General features: G+C 36.3%; 19 protein-coding genes, 1 pseudogene and 1 riboswitch. Of the genes and pseudogenes, 10 read left to right on the plus strand and 10 right to left on the minus strand.

All coding sequences use genetic code 11. The features are described from left to right. Nucleotides 1–128 precede the first annotated feature (128 nt). Complete coding sequence (locus tag ACIQ7N_RS16305) at nt 129–689, plus strand: GNAT family N-acetyltransferase (RefSeq protein ID WP_402933923.1); 561 nt, start codon at nt 129–131, stop codon at nt 687–689. Between the two features lie 41 nt (nt 690–730). Here ACIQ7N_RS16305 and ACIQ7N_RS16310 read toward each other — a convergent pair. Together ACIQ7N_RS16310 and ACIQ7N_RS16315 are read right to left on the minus strand one after the other, a co-directional pair. Next, nucleotides 731–1724 (minus strand): annotated as a pseudogene (locus tag ACIQ7N_RS16310) (S66 family peptidase). A gap of 18 nt (nt 1725–1742) precedes the next feature. Further along, the gene (locus ACIQ7N_RS16315; protein WP_402933926.1) at nt 1743–2240 is read right to left on the minus strand and encodes a GNAT family N-acetyltransferase; all 498 of its coding nucleotides are present in this window, start codon (nt 2238–2240) and stop codon (nt 1743–1745) included. 258 nt (nt 2241–2498) lie between these two features. Here ACIQ7N_RS16315 and ACIQ7N_RS16320 point away from each other — a divergent pair, with 258 nt between their 5' ends. Together ACIQ7N_RS16320 and ACIQ7N_RS16325 are read left to right on the plus strand one after the other, a co-directional pair. Then, the gene (locus tag ACIQ7N_RS16320) at nt 2499–2735 is read left to right on the plus strand and encodes a hypothetical protein (protein ID WP_402933929.1); all 237 of its coding nucleotides are present in this window, start codon (nt 2499–2501) and stop codon (nt 2733–2735) included. Beyond that, nucleotides 2728–2943 carry a hypothetical protein gene (locus ACIQ7N_RS16325; protein ID WP_402933932.1) on the plus strand — a complete coding sequence of 72 codons (216 nt, stop codon included), beginning with the start codon at nt 2728–2730 and terminating at the stop codon, nt 2941–2943. Before ACIQ7N_RS16320 ends, ACIQ7N_RS16325 begins: the two co-directional genes overlap by 8 nt. 153 nt (nt 2944–3096) lie before the next feature. Here ACIQ7N_RS16325 and mprF read toward each other — a convergent pair whose 3' ends face one another. The 3 genes from mprF to ACIQ7N_RS16340 all read right to left on the minus strand — a co-directional run bounded on the left by mprF (nt 3097) and on the right by ACIQ7N_RS16340 (nt 8193). Further along, nucleotides 3097–5619 carry a bifunctional lysylphosphatidylglycerol flippase/synthetase MprF gene (mprF, locus tag ACIQ7N_RS16330; RefSeq protein WP_402933935.1) on the minus strand — a complete coding sequence of 841 codons (2523 nt, stop codon included), beginning with the start codon at nt 5617–5619 and terminating at the stop codon, nt 3097–3099. Between the two features lie 267 nt (nt 5620–5886). Continuing rightward, nucleotides 5887–6591 carry a response regulator gene (locus ACIQ7N_RS16335; RefSeq protein ID WP_402933938.1) on the minus strand — a complete coding sequence of 235 codons (705 nt, stop codon included), beginning with the start codon at nt 6589–6591 and terminating at the stop codon, nt 5887–5889. Further along, nucleotides 6592–8193, minus strand: coding sequence for an ATP-binding protein (locus tag ACIQ7N_RS16340; RefSeq protein WP_402933940.1), 1602 nt, complete (start codon nt 8191–8193; stop codon nt 6592–6594). A 388-nt stretch (nt 8194–8581) separates the two neighbouring features. Here ACIQ7N_RS16340 and ACIQ7N_RS16345 point away from each other — a divergent pair, with 388 nt between their 5' ends. Continuing rightward, nucleotides 8582–9844, plus strand: a complete 1263-nt coding sequence (locus ACIQ7N_RS16345) for a dicarboxylate/amino acid:cation symporter (RefSeq protein WP_402933943.1) — start codon at nt 8582–8584, stop codon at nt 9842–9844. A gap of 184 nt (nt 9845–10028) precedes the next feature. Here ACIQ7N_RS16345 and ACIQ7N_RS16350 read toward each other — a convergent pair whose 3' ends face one another. From ACIQ7N_RS16350 to ACIQ7N_RS16365, 4 genes are all read right to left on the minus strand, one after another. After that, the gene (locus ACIQ7N_RS16350; protein ID WP_402933946.1) at nt 10029–10508 is read right to left on the minus strand and encodes a hypothetical protein; all 480 of its coding nucleotides are present in this window, start codon (nt 10506–10508) and stop codon (nt 10029–10031) included. Nucleotides 10509–10514: 6 nt separating this feature from the next. Further along, the gene (locus ACIQ7N_RS16355) at nt 10515–11177 is read right to left on the minus strand and encodes a potassium channel family protein (protein ID WP_079559812.1); all 663 of its coding nucleotides are present in this window, start codon (nt 11175–11177) and stop codon (nt 10515–10517) included. Between the two features lie 337 nt (nt 11178–11514). Continuing rightward, nucleotides 11515–11967 carry a TlpA family protein disulfide reductase gene (locus ACIQ7N_RS16360; RefSeq protein WP_402933949.1) on the minus strand — a complete coding sequence of 151 codons (453 nt, stop codon included), beginning with the start codon at nt 11965–11967 and terminating at the stop codon, nt 11515–11517. A gap of 252 nt (nt 11968–12219) precedes the next feature. Further along, on the minus strand, nt 12220–12762 hold the full coding sequence (locus ACIQ7N_RS16365) for a peroxiredoxin (RefSeq protein ID WP_248718040.1): 543 nt from the start codon (nt 12760–12762) through the stop codon (nt 12220–12222). A 406-nt stretch (nt 12763–13168) separates the two neighbouring features. Here ACIQ7N_RS16365 and ACIQ7N_RS16370 point away from each other — a divergent pair, with 406 nt between their 5' ends. The 6 genes from ACIQ7N_RS16370 to ACIQ7N_RS16395 all read left to right on the plus strand — a co-directional run bounded on the left by ACIQ7N_RS16370 (nt 13169) and on the right by ACIQ7N_RS16395 (nt 18908). Continuing rightward, nucleotides 13169–13711 (plus strand): helix-turn-helix domain-containing protein, encoded by a 543-nt coding sequence (locus ACIQ7N_RS16370; protein WP_132357730.1) that lies wholly within the window; start codon nt 13169–13171, stop codon nt 13709–13711. 17 nt (nt 13712–13728) lie between these two features. Beyond that, nucleotides 13729–14835, plus strand: a complete 1107-nt coding sequence (locus ACIQ7N_RS16375; RefSeq protein ID WP_132357732.1) for an ABC transporter ATP-binding protein — start codon at nt 13729–13731, stop codon at nt 14833–14835. After that, a complete protein-coding gene (locus ACIQ7N_RS16380; protein WP_402933952.1) occupies nt 14825–15637 on the plus strand; it encodes an ABC transporter permease in 813 nt (270 codons plus the stop codon). The genes ACIQ7N_RS16375 and ACIQ7N_RS16380 overlap by 11 nt, the downstream gene beginning before the upstream one ends. Next, nucleotides 15634–16431, plus strand: coding sequence for an ABC transporter permease (locus ACIQ7N_RS16385; RefSeq protein ID WP_132357736.1), 798 nt, complete (start codon nt 15634–15636; stop codon nt 16429–16431). Before ACIQ7N_RS16380 ends, ACIQ7N_RS16385 begins: the two co-directional genes overlap by 4 nt. Next, the gene (locus ACIQ7N_RS16390) at nt 16428–17501 is read left to right on the plus strand and encodes an ABC transporter substrate-binding protein (RefSeq protein ID WP_402933956.1); all 1074 of its coding nucleotides are present in this window, start codon (nt 16428–16430) and stop codon (nt 17499–17501) included. The genes ACIQ7N_RS16385 and ACIQ7N_RS16390 overlap by 4 nt, the downstream gene beginning before the upstream one ends. Before the next feature lie 210 nt (nt 17502–17711). Then, nucleotides 17712–18908: an MFS transporter gene (locus tag ACIQ7N_RS16395; RefSeq protein WP_402933959.1), complete on the plus strand. Its 1197-nt coding sequence runs from the start codon at nt 17712–17714 to the stop codon at nt 18906–18908. Between the two features lie 68 nt (nt 18909–18976). Continuing rightward, a riboswitch (TPP riboswitch) is annotated at nt 18977–19084 on the plus strand. 58 nt (nt 19085–19142) lie between these two features. On the opposite strand, the gene ACIQ7N_RS16400 is transcribed toward ACIQ7N_RS16395, so the two are convergent. After that, nucleotides 19143–19460 carry a hypothetical protein gene (locus ACIQ7N_RS16400; protein WP_402933962.1) on the minus strand — a complete coding sequence of 106 codons (318 nt, stop codon included), beginning with the start codon at nt 19458–19460 and terminating at the stop codon, nt 19143–19145. Nucleotides 19461–19852 lie beyond the last annotated feature (392 nt).

Raw genomic sequence — 19852 nt, forward strand, 5'->3', positions numbered from 1 at the left:
TCACAAACTCAAGCAGCATAATTTTTAAAAACGTAAATTTTCTTAATAGGAGCAGTCTAAGCTCTTGAAAAAAGTGATTTATGAAATTGATTCAATTAGATAAACTTTAATGATGAAGGGGGAGTTTTGTGAACAATAACATTTTTAAACAAGCACCACCTGTTTTAAAAACAGCACGATTAACGTTAAGGCCGATTTCATTAAATGATTCAGAAGCAATATTCAACTACACTTCAAGTGAAAATGTAGCACGCTATGTTACATGGGAGCCCCATAAGAATTTAGACGAAACAAAAGAGTTTATTGAATTAGTTTTAAATGGCTATAAACAAGATAATCATCTCTTATGGGGCATCGAATTTGAGCAAAATTTAATTGGCACTATCGATTTTGTTGCTATAACTGACAAACATAAATGTGCGGAGATAGGCTATGTTCTATCTGAAGATAATTGGAATAAAGGGATAACGACTGAAGCAGTAAAAAAACTAATCGATTTTGGCTTTACCGAATTAGGATTAGTGCGAATTCAAGCGCGATGCTTTGAAGAGAATATAGGATCTCAAAAAGTAATGGAGAAATCAGGGATGCTTTTTGAGGGGATTTTACGAAAAAGTATGTTTGTTAAGGGGAATCATCAAAATGTTAAAATGTATGCTATTACAGATAATGACTATATTAAATCATAATTGGACTAAGCCCTGCAAAAAATTAGCAGGGCTTATTTAATTTACAACCATTTCTCAATACAATAGACTTTTTTAGCCGTTGCATCTAATCTTACTTGTTTTCCTATAGCAATTGGATGCATTGGGTGTGTATGACATATATCGAATTCTGCTAAAATCGGGATATCAATGCCGTCTAACTGTTCAAGCAGTATTTCATATGGTCTACGTCCAGTCTCTAAATCATCATAGCGTTCATGCTTGCCTAAAATAATGCCACTTATTTTTTCAAATACTCCATGTAATTTCAGCATCGCAAAATTTTTCTCAACGATAGCAGTATTTTTAGCGCTATCTTCTATTAATAAGATATCTCCATCATGAATTTTCGGGAAATAAGAAGTACCAATAAATCCATACATAGCATTTACATTGCCACCAATTAATCTACCTTCAGCAACTCCTTCTTGAACCGTCAACCATTCATTCTTATATAACTTTTTTTCTCCCGTTTTTTCTAACCAATTGACGGGTTCATCTGACCAATATGGAGGCATTGGAATTTCGTAAGGTAATGATTGTGACTTAAAGAAGTAGTTCTCGAAGAATTGATATGTATCATTGACCAATGGTTCAAATTCACCAAAGGAAGGAACTAATGCTGGACCGTAATAAGTTGTAATTCCTGTTTTGCGTAAAGCGCCAATAAAATGCCGTTGCATCAGAGTAACCAACGACGATTTTTGGATTGCTTCGAAACGCCTCATAATCAATATATGGCAGCATACTATTTGAATTTGTACCACCGATTGTCGACATGATGATGGGGACGTTTGGATTTCGTATTAATTTATTTAACTCTTCAGCACGCTCTCTTGGAGTGCCAGAGCGATACATATCAGATTTACCAGTTAGACTTCCTTCAATTAAGTTTATATTTCTTTGTTCAAGAAAAGCTTTTGCACGCTTATATCGAGAAAGGGCACTGACAGATGCTGGAGATGATGGTGAAAAAATACCGATATTAATACTTCTAGTGTTTCTTCTAGAATTCATATACACACACCCTTTGTATTACAATAATTTTGACATAAAATATTCATCAATGTACTCACCATCAACATATAAGGAATGTCTCTTAGTTCCCTCAATTTCAAATCCCATTTTTTTATATAAAGCAACACCTACAGTATTGTTCGCCATTACTGTTAGTTCCAAGCGATGCATACCCTTTCTTTTTGCCCACTCGTCAAGGTGACTAAATAATGCTGTACCTATTTTCCGGCCTCTATAATCACTATGGATACCTATAACAATATAGGCTCGATGTGAAACTCTAGATGGCATATTATTACCTTGAACAATTAAATAACCAACTACTTTCTTTTCTATTTCAGCTATCAACAAAGCAGAATGGCTGTTATTGCTACTATTCTCAATAAATTTAGTAAATTGTTCAGTCTCTAACTTTCTTTCACCTGGCCCGAATAACATTAAATTAGACTCTTCTGCATTTTTTATGACAGCTATAATCTGTTCAGCATCTTCACGTTTTGCCTCTCTTATTAACATTTTTATCGAACTCCTTTCTTATCAGTTATGGCTTGGTATTCTATTTCAACGGATGTGTGGGGCACCCGCTGAAATAAGGTGAAATTTAGTGACATGTTATATTGAATTTCTATTATTACAAAGCGCTAATGGAAAATCAAATATAAAATTACAATTTTTTCATAAACTTTATTTCATCATGAATCAATCAGCGATTTCGCTTCACTTATCAGCGGTGTTCTGACCCTTTTATCAGCGATGTTTGATGCTTTATCAGCGATGTTTGATGCTTTATCAGCGATGTTTGATGCTTTATCAGCGATGTTCAATACTTTATCAGCGATTCTGACTCTTTTATCAGCGATATTTGATTCTTTATCAGCGATTCTGGCTCTTTCAAGTTTTAGCGGCGTTCTTCCTTTGGTTAGCGGCGCAACTCACACTTTTAGCAGCGAATTCCAACATAAGCTGGACAATTTGACAAAACTAAAGTCAGAGTTGAAGAACATTGTATAGAATTTTACACAATATTAAGGACTTGGCTCTCTTTGATACTTTATCAGCGATTCTTACTCTTTTATCAGCGATGTTCGATACTTTATCAGCGATTCTGGCTCTCTTATCAGCGATGTTCGCTATTTTATCAGCGATTCTGGCTCTCTTATCAGCGATGTTTGATGCTTTATCGCGATGTCCTGCGTTCCGGTCCTTATCATTTTTCTGACTATAAAAATTCATAAAAAAAATGCATCGCAAAGTAATTTTGCAATGCATCTTTTTTGTATTGGCTTCTGTCGAATGCGTTTCATTATGCTGGCAGCACAACCAGCACAACTTCTTAAATTCACACTCTTCTTTTTAGTACAAACTTAGCTACTTATTTTCTCTTTTTACCAATTAATAACGTGACCTGTGCCATTGTAAATGGCAGTGAGGATTTCTTTCGATATGCTATATATTTTGGCTCCCAAAAATCTGCATATTTTAATTTAAAGTTTCTTAATCCTTTAAAATGATAGAAGTACTGCCCATGTAAAAATATTTGTGCTGCTATTTTTTCGCTTAAAAAAGAATACCTAGACTGTCCGACATTTGACAATGGCGACATCCCCATATTAAAAACATGGTAGCCTTCTGCTTTTGCCCATTCAAAGAGCGATAGGAATATGAAATCCATCGTTCCAGATGGCGCTCCCGGCTTAAAACGCATGAGATCTACTGAGAGTCTTTCGCCATTATCGTACATTGGCATGAGACTAGCAAAGCCAATAACTCCTTCTGTACCACGTAAAACGGCAATGTTTGAAGTGTTTAAATAGTGTTCATTAAAAAAGCCAAGAGAAAAGCCTTTTTCTGACCTTCCTTGCAACCATTTCGTTGATACTTCTTGCAATTCATTCATTAATTCCTGTGAGTAAGGAGGGTTTACTATTTCAACTGTAAAATTTTCTCGTTCAAATTTATTTTTTACTGCTCGGCGTCCCTTCATTCCCTTACCAGCAAGTGTAAACTTATCCAAGTCTACAAAGGCTTCTTCGCCAAGCTTAAAAAAACTATACCCATGCTCATGTAAAGAAGGAAAAATTTTATTGTTAATTTCATAAAAAACCGGTGTATAACCATGCTTATCTGCCAATTCTAAAAACTCCTGAATAGCGGATAAAAAATCAGATTCATCTCCCACTGGATCTCCCAGTACAACAATTTTATCGGCATATATTTGATAAGAAAATACAACTGTACCCTGTTTATTCCAATGTATAAATTTGTCATGTAAAAAAATTAAATGTGAATATTCCGTCCCTTTATAGGTCATCAAATGGTCTTTAATTTTCTCTTCTTGCTCACTTGATAAAAGCTTTTCCATTTTCTTAGGTGCACGGATAAAATAGCCTATATAAAAAATGACAATTGCTATTAAGATGCCTATTACTGCACTATAAAATAGGTCTCGGTAATCTGTAATGATATATTCCTGCAAAGCGACTGGGATATGAATTTTGGAAGTAGGTAAGTTTACATAACCAATCACTACATACATCGCTGTAATGATTGTCACTGCCGCAAGATCAATCAAAACGATTCCCCATGTCAAAACGTTACTTTCACGGTAAAATTGTTTTTTTGAGGCAATTAACAGCCCTGTGACAATGAGTAAAAAAATTGCTTCTTCATAATCCAAGCCTTTAAAAATTGAAAATAGTGCAGAACTACTTAGCACAATGAGGCAAAGCTGATAGGCCCTTTTCACTTTATATTTAATCCCTCTACATAAACCTAAGAGAATAAAGCCAGCTGCAACAGTCATTTGATGAGAGACATGCATAATCGGCGAAGATAAAAATTCCTGAGCTATTTTTAGTCGACTTAAAATACCTGGCACCGAAGCTGATAGCAATAATACAATGCCAGAGAGAAATACCAATATCGTTAACAGCATATGACTCAGCTTCTGAAGAACGACATTTGGCAAGTCATCCCATGATTGATTCCAACGTTCCCAATATTCTTTTACAAATAAAAGAGAAGAAACTAAAAATGGAAGCACAAAGTAACCAACTCGGTACAAAATTAATAGAAAAAGCACTTTTTCATCAGCGATTCCTAAACTTTGAGTCCCCCATAAAAAAACAAGGTCAAAAGAGCCGACCCCGCCAGGAATCATACTGACAATACCCGCACAGGAAGCAATTAAAAATATCGGAAGTAAATCGGATAAATTTATTGGAATCTTTAAAATAAAAGTTAATATCCAAATAACTAAAAAGACTGCAACCCATTCAGTTACGGAAGTGCCCATCAATTGAAGAGAGATCTTTGGCTTTATAGAACCTGCTTTTTTATTGCGAATGAGAAGCATAGCAATAAAAATCGGTACATATAGGCTGACAAGAATAACTGCTATTTTTAACCATCGTACTTCTTTTAGCAATGGGAAGTCCCAATAGAATATATACATAATCCAAGCTAACAGCGAAATCCCTGTTAAATAAAAGAGGGTTACGGAGGCAATGCTTTTTAATAAGTCTTCCTTATCCTCTTTATATTTCGAATAGAAATAATTACGTAAAAAAACACCAACTAAACCACCAAAGCCAATAAGATTAGAGAAGGTATTTACAACAAAAGAATGATTCAGTAGAAGACGGTTGTTTATTTTGATTCCTAATATTTTTACTAAAATAACATCATAAAAAATCATCGGTGTAATGGCACAGAAGGTAATAAAAAGAATAAATAAGAGCTCCCATATGTGCAGTTCATTCACTTCTTTCTGAAGTAACTGAACATCTATCCCACTGATCGTTTGTAGAATTTCATAAATGGCTATTGCTAAAAGCGCTATTGGAAATAGAATTTTCAAAAATTTAAATAGCGACTCTTTTCGAACGTTGAACATGTGTGTTAAACCTACTCCCCATTAGCTTTCTAAAATCAATTATTTCTTTATTTCCCATAAAAAATCCTCCGAAAAATAATATACCATTATTGTAACGGATTCTCTGCTATATGTATCAATCAAATCAGGTTTACCTCTCGGGATAAAGCATATTTTATTCACTCTATTAAGTTTTTCATCAACCCTTCATATTCCCAAAATCTAAAAGCAAATGATACTTCCCTATCCCTTTAGTTTCCCCTATAAAAAATGTATTACTCATTCGGATTAAATATAATATCGATGGATAGGACGGCCCACATTTCCATATTGTATATCCACCTTTAATAGATTTTGTTTTTCTAAAAAATCCAAGTAACGTCGAGCTGTTACACGAGCCGTTCCAATATACATGGACACTTCTTCTGCTGATACGGCTTCGTTACTCTCTTGAATATAGGCAAGTACCTTGTCTAATGTCGCTCGGTTAAATCCCTTTGGTAGCTCGTCAATTGTTATTGTCTCAGTGATTGGAGGAACAACTATTTGCTCAGGGTTTCGTTTCTGCATTAGATGATCCACATCATGCTGTGTTAGATCCTGCATACCACTTATTTTCTTTCTATAAGCTTGATAATTCTTTAAAGTTTGTTCAATTCGTTCAAACGTAAAAGGTTTCATAATATAATCATAGACGCCAAGGTGTAATATTCTCTGGACAGTTGACATATCATTCGCAGCAGTTACGGCAATAACATCAACTGGAATATGTTCTTCGCGAATTTTTCCTAACGTAATAATGCCATCCTGCTCTGGCATAAAAATATCCATAAAGACAAGTTCTGGATTTAGCTGCTTAATCTTCTCTATCCCTTCTATCCCATTGCCAGCATAGCCTATCAGTGAAAATCCTTTAATTTGCTCAATAAATTGCCTGTTCACTTCTCGGACCATTGGGTCATCTTCAATTAATAACACATTTATTACATCCATCTACTCTTCTCCTAACTCAAATAAGATTAAGAAACTTGTCCCTTTCATAAATTCACTCACTACCTCAATATCGCCATTACCTTTTCTTACTATTTCACGTATTAAATGCAAGCCGATACCGCGATTCTCACTTGCCTTTGTAGAAAATCCACTTTCAAACATACGAGCTTGCACCTCTTCAGACATCCCAATTCCATTATCAGAAACAGCAATTGCTAGCACACCGTCATGCTCATCTACAGAAATAGCTACATATTTATCATGCTTTGAAAGAACATTTAGTGCTTCAAAGGAATTTTCAATTAAATTTCCTAACAAGACGACAAAATCGTGGTGATCTAATAATGGTGGAAAGCGTTTAAAATGACTTTTTCGATCAATTTCTACTTGTATGCCTAATTCCTTACCATAACTAACTTTACTTAGCAATAATCCTGAAATATTTTCATTATGAAAGCGCTCATTCAGAAACTTCGTTAAAGAGGCTTCATTTTCGGTAGTAGCTGTCACGTATTCAAGTGCCTGCTTTGTATGTCCCAATTGCAGAAGTCCTGCAATAGTATGAAGCTTATTTTTATGCTCATGTGTTTGTACACGCAGTGCTTGAACAAATGCTTTTACACCTGTTACTTCTTCCGCAAGCTTTTTAACTGCTGTTAAATCTTTAAACATAGCAACTGCTCCAACTAGCTCACCATTCACAATAATCGGGACACGATTACTCAAAATACTATGATGATTAATGTAGAGCTCTTGATTGTATACTGGTGTTGCTGTTTCAACAATTTCAGGCAATCGTGTGTCAGGCAAAACATCATAAATCTTTTCTCCGATACAATCCTCTATCTTTCTAGTAACTCCTAATATATCAGCTGCTTTTTCATTAAAAATTGTAATATTCATTCCTTTATCGACCGCTATAATGCCTTCATGCATAGCATTGAACGTTTCTGTTCGTTCCACATACATCTTGGCAATCTCATGGGGCTCAAGCCCAAACATTTGCTTTTTAATATGTCGGCCAAGTGTATAGGCCCCCCAAATACTAAAAACAAGAGATATAACAATAGTAATAAAAATTTCATGCTCATAATTTTGCAACATTTCTATAAAAGTTGGCAGTGAATACCCTACAACGACAATGCCTACTTGTACTTTTTTGTCATCAATAATAGGGACAAAAGCTCGAATCATTACACCAGCTTCCCCTTGCGCCTTCGTTACATAATAATGCTCACTAAAGGAAGCATTTAAATCCTGTGATTCACTACGCTCCCCTATTTCTTTATTAACTGGGTGAGATAGTTTAATACGATTCATATTCATGACAACGATATATTCTGCTTTATTAACAACACGAATTCCATCTACAATTTTGTTGACATTTTTCGCCGCTTCTTTAATATTGTCATTTTTCAAATGCATACTAATTTCTGGCACATTTGATACAGTCCGCGCAACGAGCATAGCACGCTGACCAAACTCCTTTTCTTGCTCAGTTAAGAGGTTTCCAAGTACAAAAATGCCACCAAGTAAAAAGGAGAATGCAATGATTAAAAATGTCACTAGCAGGATTTTGCCGTTTACAGGCATTTTTATCATTTAATATTCCTTCCTTTCCTAATGCTAAGTCACTTCTATCAATGATATGCTTTTAAGATTATCTTCAAAAAAATCTTTTGACAACAGTTTTAGTTGACATAAGGAGGAGAAAGTCATGAACTTAATGAACAATATTACGAAAAATTGACATAAAACGAAATTTTCTATCATTTATTATTTTTGTATTATAACAATAGTATTTTTTTCATAGAGTATCATAACAGTTTAACTTATTGAAAACACTACGTTTTATTTAAAATATGGATGAATGTACTTAATGAACGATATGTTTCTTATTTTCTAAATCTCTTTTTTCTTAAAGGATTCGCTATGATAATGCTAGTGAAAACGATATCAAAGAGAAAATTTAGAAAAGAGGTAGCATAAAGTGAAATTACTGAAAAATCTGACCGTTCAAGTTATAGCTGCAATTATTCTAGGGGTAATTGTTGGCGCTATCTTCCCTGAGTTTGGTGCAAGCCTTAAAATCCTGGCAGACTTATTCATTAAGCTAATTAAAATGTTAATCGCTCCTATTATCTTCTTAACAGTTGTAATCGGCATCGGTAGTATGGGGGATATGAAAAAAGTTGGAAAAATCGGCGGAAAAGCGTTACTGTATTTCGAAATCGTCTCTACCATTGCCTTATCAATCGGTATAGCTGTTGCATTAATCGTTAGCCCTGGTACAGGTTTAGATACTTCGGGTGCTTCCGATGCCGATATCTCAAAATATACAACTGCTGCAGCAGAGTCTGAGCAAGGCTTAGGTGCTTTCATCTCTAGCATTATTCCTGAAAACGTTGTAGGTGCACTTGCAGCAGGACAATTACTTCCTGTGTTATTCTCTGCCATCTTGTTCGGCTTAGCTGCTGCTTCTATTGGCGCACCTGCAAAACCTGTCATCACATTTTTTGAGCAAGTGGCAGAAATTTTCTTCAAAATCGTAAGTATGGTGATGAAAATATCTCCAATAGGTGCTTTTGGTGCAATGGCCTATACAATTGGTAATTTCGGCTTGAAATCGTTAGGCAACTTAGGTCTATTAATGGCTGCAGTATACATTACAATGTTCATATTCGTAGTCCTTATTTTAGGAATGATCGCAAAATTTTTCGGCTTCAACATTTTTAAATTTATCGCTTATATAAAAGAGGAGATTTTCTTAGTAATTGGTACTTCATCATCTGAATCTGCCTTGCCATCTATGATGCGTAAATTAGAAAACTTTGGTTGCTCTAAGCAAGTTGTTGGATTAGTAGTACCAACCGGTTATTCCTTCAATCTTGATGGGACGTCCATCTACCTATCAATGGCTGCCTTATTTATTGCACAAGCATACGGAATGGAATTGACATGGATTCAAATCATTACACTTCTTGGGATTTTAATGATTACATCTAAAGGAGCCGCTGGTGTAACAGGTTCTGGTTTTATCACATTAGCAGCAACACTTGCTGCTTTCCCAATGATTCCAGTCGAAGGGATTGCGTTATTAATCGGTGTTGACCGTTTCATGTCTGAGGCACGTGCCGTAACAAATTTAATTGGTAACGGTGTAGCTTGTGTAGTCGTATCGAAATCGGAAAAGGAATTTGATGTAGAAATGCAAGAACGTGCGCTTCAAGGGAAAAATGCTATTGTGTCCTAAGAACAAATGCGCTAAGCCCGAAGTAAAAGGAAACTCTCCACTACTTCGCACGAGAGATCCAATCGAACTCACTTTCGCCTAGACGCTTACTATGTTCTAGTTGATCCACAGACAAAAATCGAATTTTCCTTAACGACAAGGAAGGGTAGTGATCGCAGCTAGTTGCTGTTTTCACTACCCTTTTTTATTTAACATATTGTTCAAGCAAATGTTGCGTATTTGTTGATTGTTCAAGTGCTTTTTTCTCTTTTGCCCAATAGATCAAATATTGCTGATTCCCAACATTAAAAACCATCTGCTGTAATTCTTCACTGAGCTCAGAGCTAATCGCAACCTTTAAAATATCTACCTCATATAAAGGCTCTCCTTTCATTTCGTAAACAATATGATAAAGTGGTTTTTCTTCAAATATAGCTCGTTCTTTTTTGCTTAGTTTCTTAACATGGCTAAGCGGATAGTTTTCAATATAGGCTTTTGCATCTTGACCTGTTGCACTAAATAAAGATTGCTCCCCTTTAAAAAGCTCGATCGCATCTATTTCTGCTGTGTGATCTAAAATACGAGAAATAGCCTCTTGCTCATTTTTGTCGCGAGATTGCCATGTAAAAGCGCCAATAAGAATAATTGCCGCAAATATAACTAGTTTCCATCTTCGTTTATTCATTTTTCATTACCCATTTAATGCCTTTTTAACAAAGCGGTTAATATCTACATCAGCCCCAATGACAAGCATAATATCTCCTAACAAAATTTTATCACTCGCCTGCGGAGATACGATGATATCTGCACCACGCTTAAGACCTACAATATTAATCCCGTACTTTGCACGAATATCTAGATCCATAATAGAGTAACCTGCAATCGCATCATTGGCTTTAAGCTCCATAATCGAATGTTCATCCGAAAGCTCTAAGTAATCGAGCACTGTATTTGACAACATATTATTAGCAATACGTATCCCCATATCTCGCTCAGGATGCACGACAAAATCTGCGCCAATTTTACGCAGTACTTTTTCATGGTAATCATTCTGAGCTTTTACAGTAATCTGCTGAACACCAATTTCTTTTAAAATAATCGTCGTCAAAATACTAGCCTGAATATCTTCACCAATCGCTACGATAACATGCTCAAAATTACGAATACCTAATGAATTTAATACCGATTCATCCGTCGAATCTGCGATAACGGCCTGTGTGGCAATCGAAGCAAACTCGTCCACCCGCTCTGAGGAATGATCTATCGCCATAACTTGTGCGCCTTGGCTCATTAGTTCGCGAACAATGCTTCCTCCAAAACGTCCAAGTCCAATGACAGCAAACTCTTTTTTCATCATTAAAAATCCCTCCGAAAACTACTATACCCTTATTGTAACGTATTCTTTGCTATATGTATCGTCAAAACAAGAGACTATTCGTCAATAAAAGCGGAATCCCCTGCTCCTATTCAAGAACACTCGGTTCTCTTTTATATTTGAGGTGCTTCTTAGGACGTACGGTTTGATAACTTTTTCGTTCGGGTACTGCTGCTCAGCTTGCCCTAAGATGTGATCTCTGGTCACGCCTTGATTTGATCGTATTACTCCCTTTTACACTCGATCGATTCCCCTCCCTTATTTTTTCAATAAAAAAGACGAGGAATACAATATCCCCGCCTCGTAATCTGCTCTTTTATGCGTTGCGCATTTCATCTAAAACACGATTCACACGTTTTTCTAGCATTTTCATACCGCTACCACCAGCTTGCATATGACGAAGCTGACCTTCTTTATCGAACACAAAATACGCTGGTACGTATTGGTTTTCAAATGCATCCGTTAGCTTTAATTCGCTATCCACAAAGATTGGTTGAACAATGTCATGCTCTGCTGCTACTGATTTGATGGTTTCTAAATTTGTATCTTCCTCAGAGCGTGGCATATGCACTGCAATAACGTTTAACTCATCTTTGTATTGATCACGGAAATTATTCACTTCCGGCATTGCCTCTTTACATAAATGACAACTAACTGACCAGAAGTGGATTAATGTTGGTTTTTCGCCTACTAAATCCGCTTTTGTTACTTCACCATTTAACCAAGTTGTTGCGCCTACAAGTTCAGGCATTTGTTCACGAAGTTTCATAAAACATTCTCCTTTTTCCTTTTTCTGGGATCATTATCAAAACGTGTGGTTGATTTCCGTTCCGGCTGGGCGCTTTCCTGGGGGCGTCCAGCCTCCACTCCAATCAACTTATTTACATAGTAGACGTTTTAACAAAAGTCATCCTCAATTTTTGGTGATGAACCTTTTTCTATATCAAGTTTAAAAAAATCCCCACAAACTTGCTGTGGGGACTGTTTTATTTGTTAAATCATCAATTTCGCAAGCCTTGAATTATAGAGTTGCTTGACCTGGGCGCCAGTTTGCTGGGCAAAGACCACCAGTTTGTAAAGCTTGAAGTACACGTAAAGTTTCGTCTACATCACGGCCGATGTTGTTATCGAATACTGTTTGGTATTTTAATTCACCTTCTGGGTTGATGATGAATAAGCCACGTAGTGCGATACCTTCTTCTTCAATTAATACACCATATTCTTGTGAAATTTGGTGATTTGTATCTGCTGCTAATGGGTATTTTAACTCACCAAGACCATTTTTAGTGCGGTCAGTGTTAATCCAAGCTAAGTGAGTGTGGATTGTATCAGTAGAAACACCGATTACTTCTGCATCTAAGTCTTCGAACTCATCGTAACGATCGCTCATTGCAGTGATTTCTGTTGGACATACGAAAGTGAAGTCCATTGGATAGAAGAAAAGAACTGTCCATTTGTCTTGTGCTTTAATGTCTTCTAACGATACTTTACCAAATGATTTGTCTGGAAGTACTGCTTCCATTGTAAAGTCAGGTGCTTGTTTACCTACCATGCGTTCTGCCATTATAAATCCCTCCGATTAAATATGTAGTGGATATATTCCATTCGCACCAGCGAACTCGTCTTCTACGATAACAGAGTAATCGTAGTTTTTCAAACAAGTAAACTTCACAAAAGTGCACATATTAAATTATCTGACAAATTTCCGTCAAATCCCCAAATGGAATAGCTGCTACAGCCTATTTATTAGCTATTTTTAACAATTTTATTCTAGTTTAAACAAAATTTTTCTACGCTACATTTATGTATAATTTCTAAAAATTTCATCTACTTTTTTTTACTAAAAAACGATTGCAAATTCTTTTTTATTATGTATAATTGTAATGGTTTTAGTAAACTAAAAGTTTCGTTAAAGTAAACTTCGTATTTCAAAAGTTTATGATTGCTAAACTTCTTCTAGGAGGGAAAAGATGCAAATTGGAGCAAAAATCAAAGCGCTTCGTTTAAAAAAAGGTCTTACCCAAGAGGAACTTGGAGAACGCACAGATTTAAGTAAAGGGTATATCTCTCAATTAGAACGTGATCTAAATTCACCTTCCATTGAAACTCTTTTTTCATTATTAGAAGTTTTAGGGTCAACACCTAAAGAATTTTTCGATGATGAAGCACCTGAACAAAAGGTTGTATATACAGAAGAAGATCAATCCACTTATACAGACGAAGAAAAAAAATATGAAATTCAGTGGCTCATTCCTACTTCAAATGAAAAAGAAATGGAGCCTATTTTCTTGACACTTGCTGCTGACGGGGAATTCAAACAGTTTGAGCCTTCACTCTCAGAAACATTTATTTTTGTTGTTGAAGGGCGTATTCGTCTCGTTTTAGGAGATGAACAATACATAGCGAGTAAAGGCAATGCTCTCTATTTTGACGCGACAGATCATCACCAAATTTTTAATGCACATGCTGATGAAACAAAAATTTTACTTGTCGCAACGGATTCATATTTATAGCTTAAGGAGGCGCATCTATGACAACGAATTCGATTATCCGCTTTGAAAATGTTTCAAAGTCCTATAATGACGGCACTGTCGTCTTAAAAAACATTAACTTGGAGCTAGAAAAGGGTAAATTCTATACACTGCTAGGTCCTTCTGGTTGTGGTAAAACAACTATTTTACGTATGATTGCTGGATTCACAGAACCGACTACAGGAGATATCTATTTTCATGATAAAAAAATCAACTCCGTGCCAGCAAATGAACGCCAAGTAAATACTGTTTTTCAGGATTATGCGTTGTTCCCTCATTTAAACGTCTTTGAAAACGTCGCATTTGGACTTCGCATTAAAAAGCTTCCTGAAAGTGACATTAAAAAACGTGTTGCTGAAGCATTAAAATTCGTTAACTTAGCTGGTTATAGCAATCGTGAAATTTCTGAGATGTCAGGTGGTCAACGTCAGCGTGTTGCTATTGCTCGTGCGATTGTAAATGATCCTGAAGTAATCCTATTAGATGAGCCTCTTTCTGCTTTAGATTTAAAACTGCGTACAGAAATGCAGTATGAGCTACGAGAGTTACAACAACGCCTTGGAAAAACATTTGTCTTTGTCACACACGATCAAGAAGAGGCACTTGCCATGAGTGATGAAATATTTGTTTTAAGTGAAGGTGAAATTCAACAATCTGGTACACCAGTAGATATTTATGATGAGCCAATTAACCGTTTCGTAGCTGATTTTATTGGTGAATCAAATATTGTTCCTGGCGTGATGATTGAAGATTTCAAAGTTGAATTTGCTAGTAAAGTTTTTGAATGTGTTGACCAAGGAATGAGACCAAACGAAAAAATTGATATTGTCATTCGACCAGAGGATTTAGAGATGACAACAATCGAAAAAGGCAAACTTGTCGTAAAAGTTGATACTCAATTGTTCCGCGGGGTGCATTATGAATTATCCACTTACGACAAAGATGGCAATGAATGGCTCGTGCATTCATTGAAAAAAGCTGAAGTAGGGACAGAAATTGGCTTAGACTTCGATCCAGAAGCAATTCATGTAATGCGCTTAAATGAAACAGAAGAAGAATTCGATAAACGTTTAGAGGCGTATGGAGACGACGAAGATGCAAACTAAGACTTCGAAAACAGCTTTATTCCCTTATGTTTTATGGATTGCATTTTTCGTTATCACACCGATTGCCCTTGTTGGTTACTATTCCCTACTAGACATACATGGCAATTTCACGCTCGATAACTATAAAGCATTCTTTACTTCTGTCTATTTAAAAATGACATTAAGTTCATTCTGGTATGCGTTTTTAATTACGTTCTTTACGTTACTTGTTTCGTATCCAACAGCTTATTTTTTAACAAAAACGAAATATAAACAGCTTTGGCTTTTACTAATTATTATTCCTTCTTGGATTAATCTTTTATTAAAAACGTATGCCTTTATCGGGATTTTCGGCTTGTACGGCCCAATAAATGCATTTATCGAAGTACTTGGTTTTGATCCAAAGCAAATGCTATTCACTGACCTTAGCTTTGTGTTCGTATCTGTTTATATTTTTATTCCATTTATGATTTTACCGATTTTCAACTCATTGGATCGTTTAAATCCGGCTCTTATTTATGCAGCACGTGATTTAGGAGCATCTGCCTTTATAACCTTCCGACGCGTTATACTGCCTTTAACAATGGACGGTGTTAAATCAGGCATTCAAGTTGTATTTATTCCTGCATTATCGCTTTTCATGATTACTCGTTTAATTGCAGGAAACCGTGTTATTACACTTGGTACAGCTATTGAACAACAATTCCTAGTAACCCAAAACTGGGGAATGGGATCAACAATTGCTGTGTTCTTAATTTTATTTATGGTCATCGTTATGTTAATTACAGGACAGAAAAAGGATAAAGGAGGTCGCGTACGATGAAAAAACTATCTGCTACAGCAAGAGTGTATTTAGCGATTGTTTTTATCGTTTTGTATGCACCTATCTTCTATTTAGTCTTCTATTCGTTTAATAGTGGCGGATCGATGAATCATTTTGAGTCCTTTACGTTAGAACATTATAAAGCTGTCTTTGAGGATTCACGTTTACTCGTCATTCTCATTAATACGGTGATCGTGGCATTACTCTCCGCATTGATTTCTACAATCATTGGAACATTAGGAGCAATTGGCATTGTCACTGTTAAAGATTCAAAAATGCGCAACACACTACTTTCTTTAAACAATGTGTTAATTGTGAGCCCGGATGTCATCATTGGTGCAAGCTTTTTAATTTTATTCACAATGGTTGGTATTAAATTAGGTTTTACTTCTGTGTTAATAGCACATGTAGCGTTCAGTGTTCCAATTGTTGTACTAATGGTTTTACCGAAACTATTAGAAATGAATAAATCATTAATCGATGCTGCATTAGATTTAGGAGCAACGAAAAAAGATGTCATGATGCGTGTTATTTTACCGTATATTCAACCTGGTATTTTTGCAGGGTTCTTCCTTGCCTTAACCTATTCTCTAGATGATTTTGCGGTAACATTTTTCGTGACAGGTAACGGCTTTAGTACTTTATCTGTTGAAATTTACTCAATGGCACGTGCCGGTATTTCCTTAACGGTTAACGCTATTTCTGGTTTAGTATTCTTTGTAACGGTTATCGTTGTAGTTGGCTATTACTTCATTACAAGCCGCGCTAGTAAAAGAACGGGGGGAACTCAATGAAGCAATTAATTCAAGCAACAGTCGCAATCCTTGTCGTTTCCGCCCTTTTGTTCTATGCTGCTGACGCCCTTAGTGCCGGCGGTGGGAAAAGTGGTAAAGATACGTTAACAATCTTTAACTGGGGAGAATATATTGACCCGGATTTGCTAAAGCAATTTGAAAAAGAAACAGGCATTCACGTCATCTATGAAACGTTCGATTCAAATGAAGCAATGATGACAAAAATTCAACAAGGTGGTACAGCTTACGATATCGCAGTACCTTCTGAATATATGATTGAAAAAATGAAGGAAGAAAACTTACTTATTCCTTTAGATAAAACGAAAATCCCTAATTTAAAAAATATTGATCCTTATTTTTTAGATTTACCATTTGATAAGGACAATAAATATTCTGTCCCATATTTCTGGGGAACAGTCGGCATTGTCTATAATCCAAAGCTTGTTGGAAATTTAGACTTCTCATCTTGGAAGGACTTATGGGATCCTTCATTAAAGCGTAAAGTCTTTTTAGTAGACGGTGCACGTGAAGTGATTGGTATGGGCTTAAACAATCTTGGCTACTCTCTTAACTCTTTAGATAACCAGGAGCTACGTAAAGCTACCGATAAACTAATCACATTGGCGCCAAATGTTAAAGCCATTATCGGGGATGAAATTACACCGTTGATGGTTAATAATGAAGCTGCTGTGGCACTCACTTGGTCTGGTCAAGCAGCAGACATGTTATCAGAAAATGAAGATTTAGACTTTGCTGTACCAAAAGAAGGCTCAAACTTATGGTTTGACAATATGGTTATCCCAAAAACATCAAAAAATATTGATGGCGCACATGCTTTCATTAATTTTATGTTAAAAGCTGAATCGGGTGCTAAAAACGCTGATTATGTAGGCTATTCTACTCCTAATATTGCAGCGATGAAGTTAATGGATAAAGAAGTAGTATCTGATAAGCGCTTCTATCCTTCTGAAGAACAACGTAAAACATTAGAAGTTTATAAAAACTTAGGTCCTGATTACTTAGGCAAATACAATGAGCTGTTCTTGGAATTTAAAATGAGTATTCGATAAACTATTTTAATCCATTCAAAGCTGTTCTCAGGTTACAAACGTTGAGAGCAGCTTTTTTTCGTTTATAGCAGTAAGCTTCTGTGTAAAAATAGCCGGCCGTATTTGAGAATCCGCATATCTTTACTAGTAAATCTCAGACTTATAGTCAATAGCAAACGTATAAGCCTTGTGGTAGACTGTAGTATATTTGATGAAAGAAAGGGGTATTCGATGACCCAGCAGAAGTCTAATAAGGCGGCTTTGTATATTTTAATGTTTAATATGTTTATCGCAATGGGGAGTATCGGAATTATTATTCCTGTCATGCCTGAGTATTTAAAATTATTTGGTGCCGCAGGACAAGTACTTGGCATGTTGATTGCAACGTTCGCCTTCGCACAATTCGTATTTTCTCCAATTGCTGGGAATCTTTCCGATCAATACGGTCGTAAAAATCTCATTATTTTCGGTCTTATCGTAACAGGACTTGCACAAATTGGTTTCGGGCTTTCTACAGATGTGTGGATGCTCTTCCTGGCACGCTTTTTTGGTGGCCTTGGTTCCGCATTTGTGGCACCTCCTATAATGGCTTTTGTGGCAGACGTCACAACGTATGAGGAACGAGGAAAAGGTATGGGAATGATAGGGGCAGCAATGTCCTTTGGTTTTATGATCGGACCAGGTATCGGTGGATTCCTATCAAAAGTTAGTTTGCATTTTCCATTTTACACTGCTGGATTTGCAGCAATCTTAGCAGCTATTTTATCGTTCTTTTTATTGCCTGCTACAAAACCGAACACAGCGAAAAAAGCGCAGAAGCAGGATAATCTTGCAAAGCAAATGGCCCGTTCAGTCCGAATGCCTTATTTTGTCATGCTAATTATCATGCTTGTATTCTCTTTCGGGATTGCTAACTTCCAAACAACATTATCATTATTTGTTACAGATAAGTTTAATTACACACCTACTGATATCGCCATTATATTAGTTATGGGTGGCGCTTTTGGTGTTGTTGTTCAGATATTTGTTATTACACCGCTGTTTAATCGCTTCGGCGAAATGAAAGTAGTGCTAGTCAATTTATTTATTGCATCCGTTTCGATTTTCTTAATATTATTCGCATCTGGATTTGCACTTATTTTAATTGTAGCGACTATCTTCTCTACAGCTACGACATTGATTCGTCCAGCTGTCAACACACTGATTTCAAAGCTTGCTGAAAATGAACAAGGCTTTGCAGCTGGTTTGAACAATGCGTATATGAGTCTTGGTAATATGATTGGTCCAGCTCTAGCAGGTATATTATTCGATTGGAATATGAACAGTCCTTATATATTCGGGTCTATTATTTTAATGGCTTGCTTCTTCCTTGCTCTTATTTGGACAATGAAAAAAGCGCCACACCTTATGCATCCTGATACAAAATAGTCTGAAAAGTTATTGACTATTTTTAGTAGTATGCTACATTATTATGAGAAAAACTAACAATTAAATCCTTTTACCACTAGGGGAGTCTTTAAAAGGCTGAGACGTATATTATCATATACGGACCCTTTGAACCTGATCTAGTTCACACTAGCGGAGGGAAGTGTCGACACTTGCTTTTTTATTTGTAGATGCAAGGCCGCTTCCTGTGTTTTTAGGGAGCGGCCTTTTGACGCTTTAGCGGCGATTCTCTCTGTTTTTTAGTTTAGTCAAATTGTCCAGCTTATGTTGGAATTCGCCGCTAAAACTGTGAGTTGCGCCGCTAACCAAAGGAAGAACGCCGCTAAAACACGAAATTCCGCTGCTAACCAAGCAAGTTGCGCCGCTAAAACTTGAAAGAGTCAGAATCGCTGATAAAGCATCAAACATCGCTGATAAAAGAGTCAGAATCGCTGATAAAACATCAAACATCGCTGATAAGAGAGTCAGAATCGCTGATAAAGCATCAAACATCGCTGATAAGAGAGTCAGAATCGCTGATAAAGCATCAAACATCGCTGATAAGAGAGTCAGAATCGCTGATAATAAAGAGTCAAGTCCTTAATATTGTGTTAAATTCTATACAATGTTCTTCAACTCTGACTTTATTTTTGTCAAATTGTCCAGCTTATGTTGGAATTCGCCGCTAAAAGTGTGAATTGCGCCGCTAACTAAGCAAGGAACGCCGCTAAAACACGAAATTTCGCCGCTAACCAAGCAAGGAACGCTGCTAAAACACGAAATTCTGCCGCTAACCAAGCAAGTTGCGCCGCTAAAACTTGAAAGAGTCAGAATCGCTGATAAAGCATCGAACATCGCTGATAAAAGAGCCAGAATCGCTGATAAAGCATCAAACATCGCTGATAAGAGAGTCAGAATCGCTGATAATAAAGAGTCAAGTCCTTAAT

This window comes from Lysinibacillus sp. NPDC095746, assembly GCF_044763535.1.
Lineage (GTDB): Bacteria > Bacillota > Bacilli > Bacillales_A > Planococcaceae > Lysinibacillus.

Excerpts from the sequence above, each read along its gene's own strand:
- ACIQ7N_RS16365 (WP_248718040.1), bottom strand. The coding sequence starts at position 12,762 with ATGGCAGAACGCATGGTAGGTAAACAAGCACCTGACTTTACAATGGAA.
- ACIQ7N_RS16380 (WP_402933952.1), top strand. The coding sequence starts at position 14,825 with ATGCAAACTAAGACTTCGAAAACAGCTTTATTCCCTTATGTTTTATGG.
- ACIQ7N_RS16375 (WP_132357732.1), top strand. The coding sequence starts at position 13,729 with ATGACAACGAATTCGATTATCCGCTTTGAAAATGTTTCAAAGTCCTAT.
- ACIQ7N_RS16390 (WP_402933956.1), top strand. The coding sequence starts at position 16,428 with ATGAAGCAATTAATTCAAGCAACAGTCGCAATCCTTGTCGTTTCCGCC.
- ACIQ7N_RS16385 (WP_132357736.1), top strand. The coding sequence starts at position 15,634 with ATGAAAAAACTATCTGCTACAGCAAGAGTGTATTTAGCGATTGTTTTT.
- ACIQ7N_RS16400 (WP_402933962.1), bottom strand. The coding sequence starts at position 19,460 with ATGTTTGATGCTTTATCAGCGATTCTGACTCTCTTATCAGCGATGTTT.
- ACIQ7N_RS16360 (WP_402933949.1), bottom strand. The coding sequence starts at position 11,967 with ATGAAACTTCGTGAACAAATGCCTGAACTTGTAGGCGCAACAACTTGG.
- ACIQ7N_RS16340 (WP_402933940.1), bottom strand. The coding sequence starts at position 8,193 with ATGATAAAAATGCCTGTAAACGGCAAAATCCTGCTAGTGACATTTTTA.
- ACIQ7N_RS16370 (WP_132357730.1), top strand. The coding sequence starts at position 13,169 with ATGCAAATTGGAGCAAAAATCAAAGCGCTTCGTTTAAAAAAAGGTCTT.
- ACIQ7N_RS16320 (WP_402933929.1), top strand. The coding sequence starts at position 2,499 with ATGTTTGATGCTTTATCAGCGATGTTTGATGCTTTATCAGCGATGTTC.
- ACIQ7N_RS16335 (WP_402933938.1), bottom strand. The coding sequence starts at position 6,591 with ATGGATGTAATAAATGTGTTATTAATTGAAGATGACCCAATGGTCCGA.
- ACIQ7N_RS16395 (WP_402933959.1), top strand. The coding sequence starts at position 17,712 with ATGACCCAGCAGAAGTCTAATAAGGCGGCTTTGTATATTTTAATGTTT.
- ACIQ7N_RS16350 (WP_402933946.1), bottom strand. The coding sequence starts at position 10,508 with ATGAATAAACGAAGATGGAAACTAGTTATATTTGCGGCAATTATTCTT.
- ACIQ7N_RS16355 (WP_079559812.1), bottom strand. The coding sequence starts at position 11,177 with ATGAAAAAAGAGTTTGCTGTCATTGGACTTGGACGTTTTGGAGGAAGC.
- mprF (WP_402933935.1), bottom strand. The coding sequence starts at position 5,619 with ATGTTCAACGTTCGAAAAGAGTCGCTATTTAAATTTTTGAAAATTCTA.
- ACIQ7N_RS16315 (WP_402933926.1), bottom strand. The coding sequence starts at position 2,240 with ATGTTAATAAGAGAGGCAAAACGTGAAGATGCTGAACAGATTATAGCT.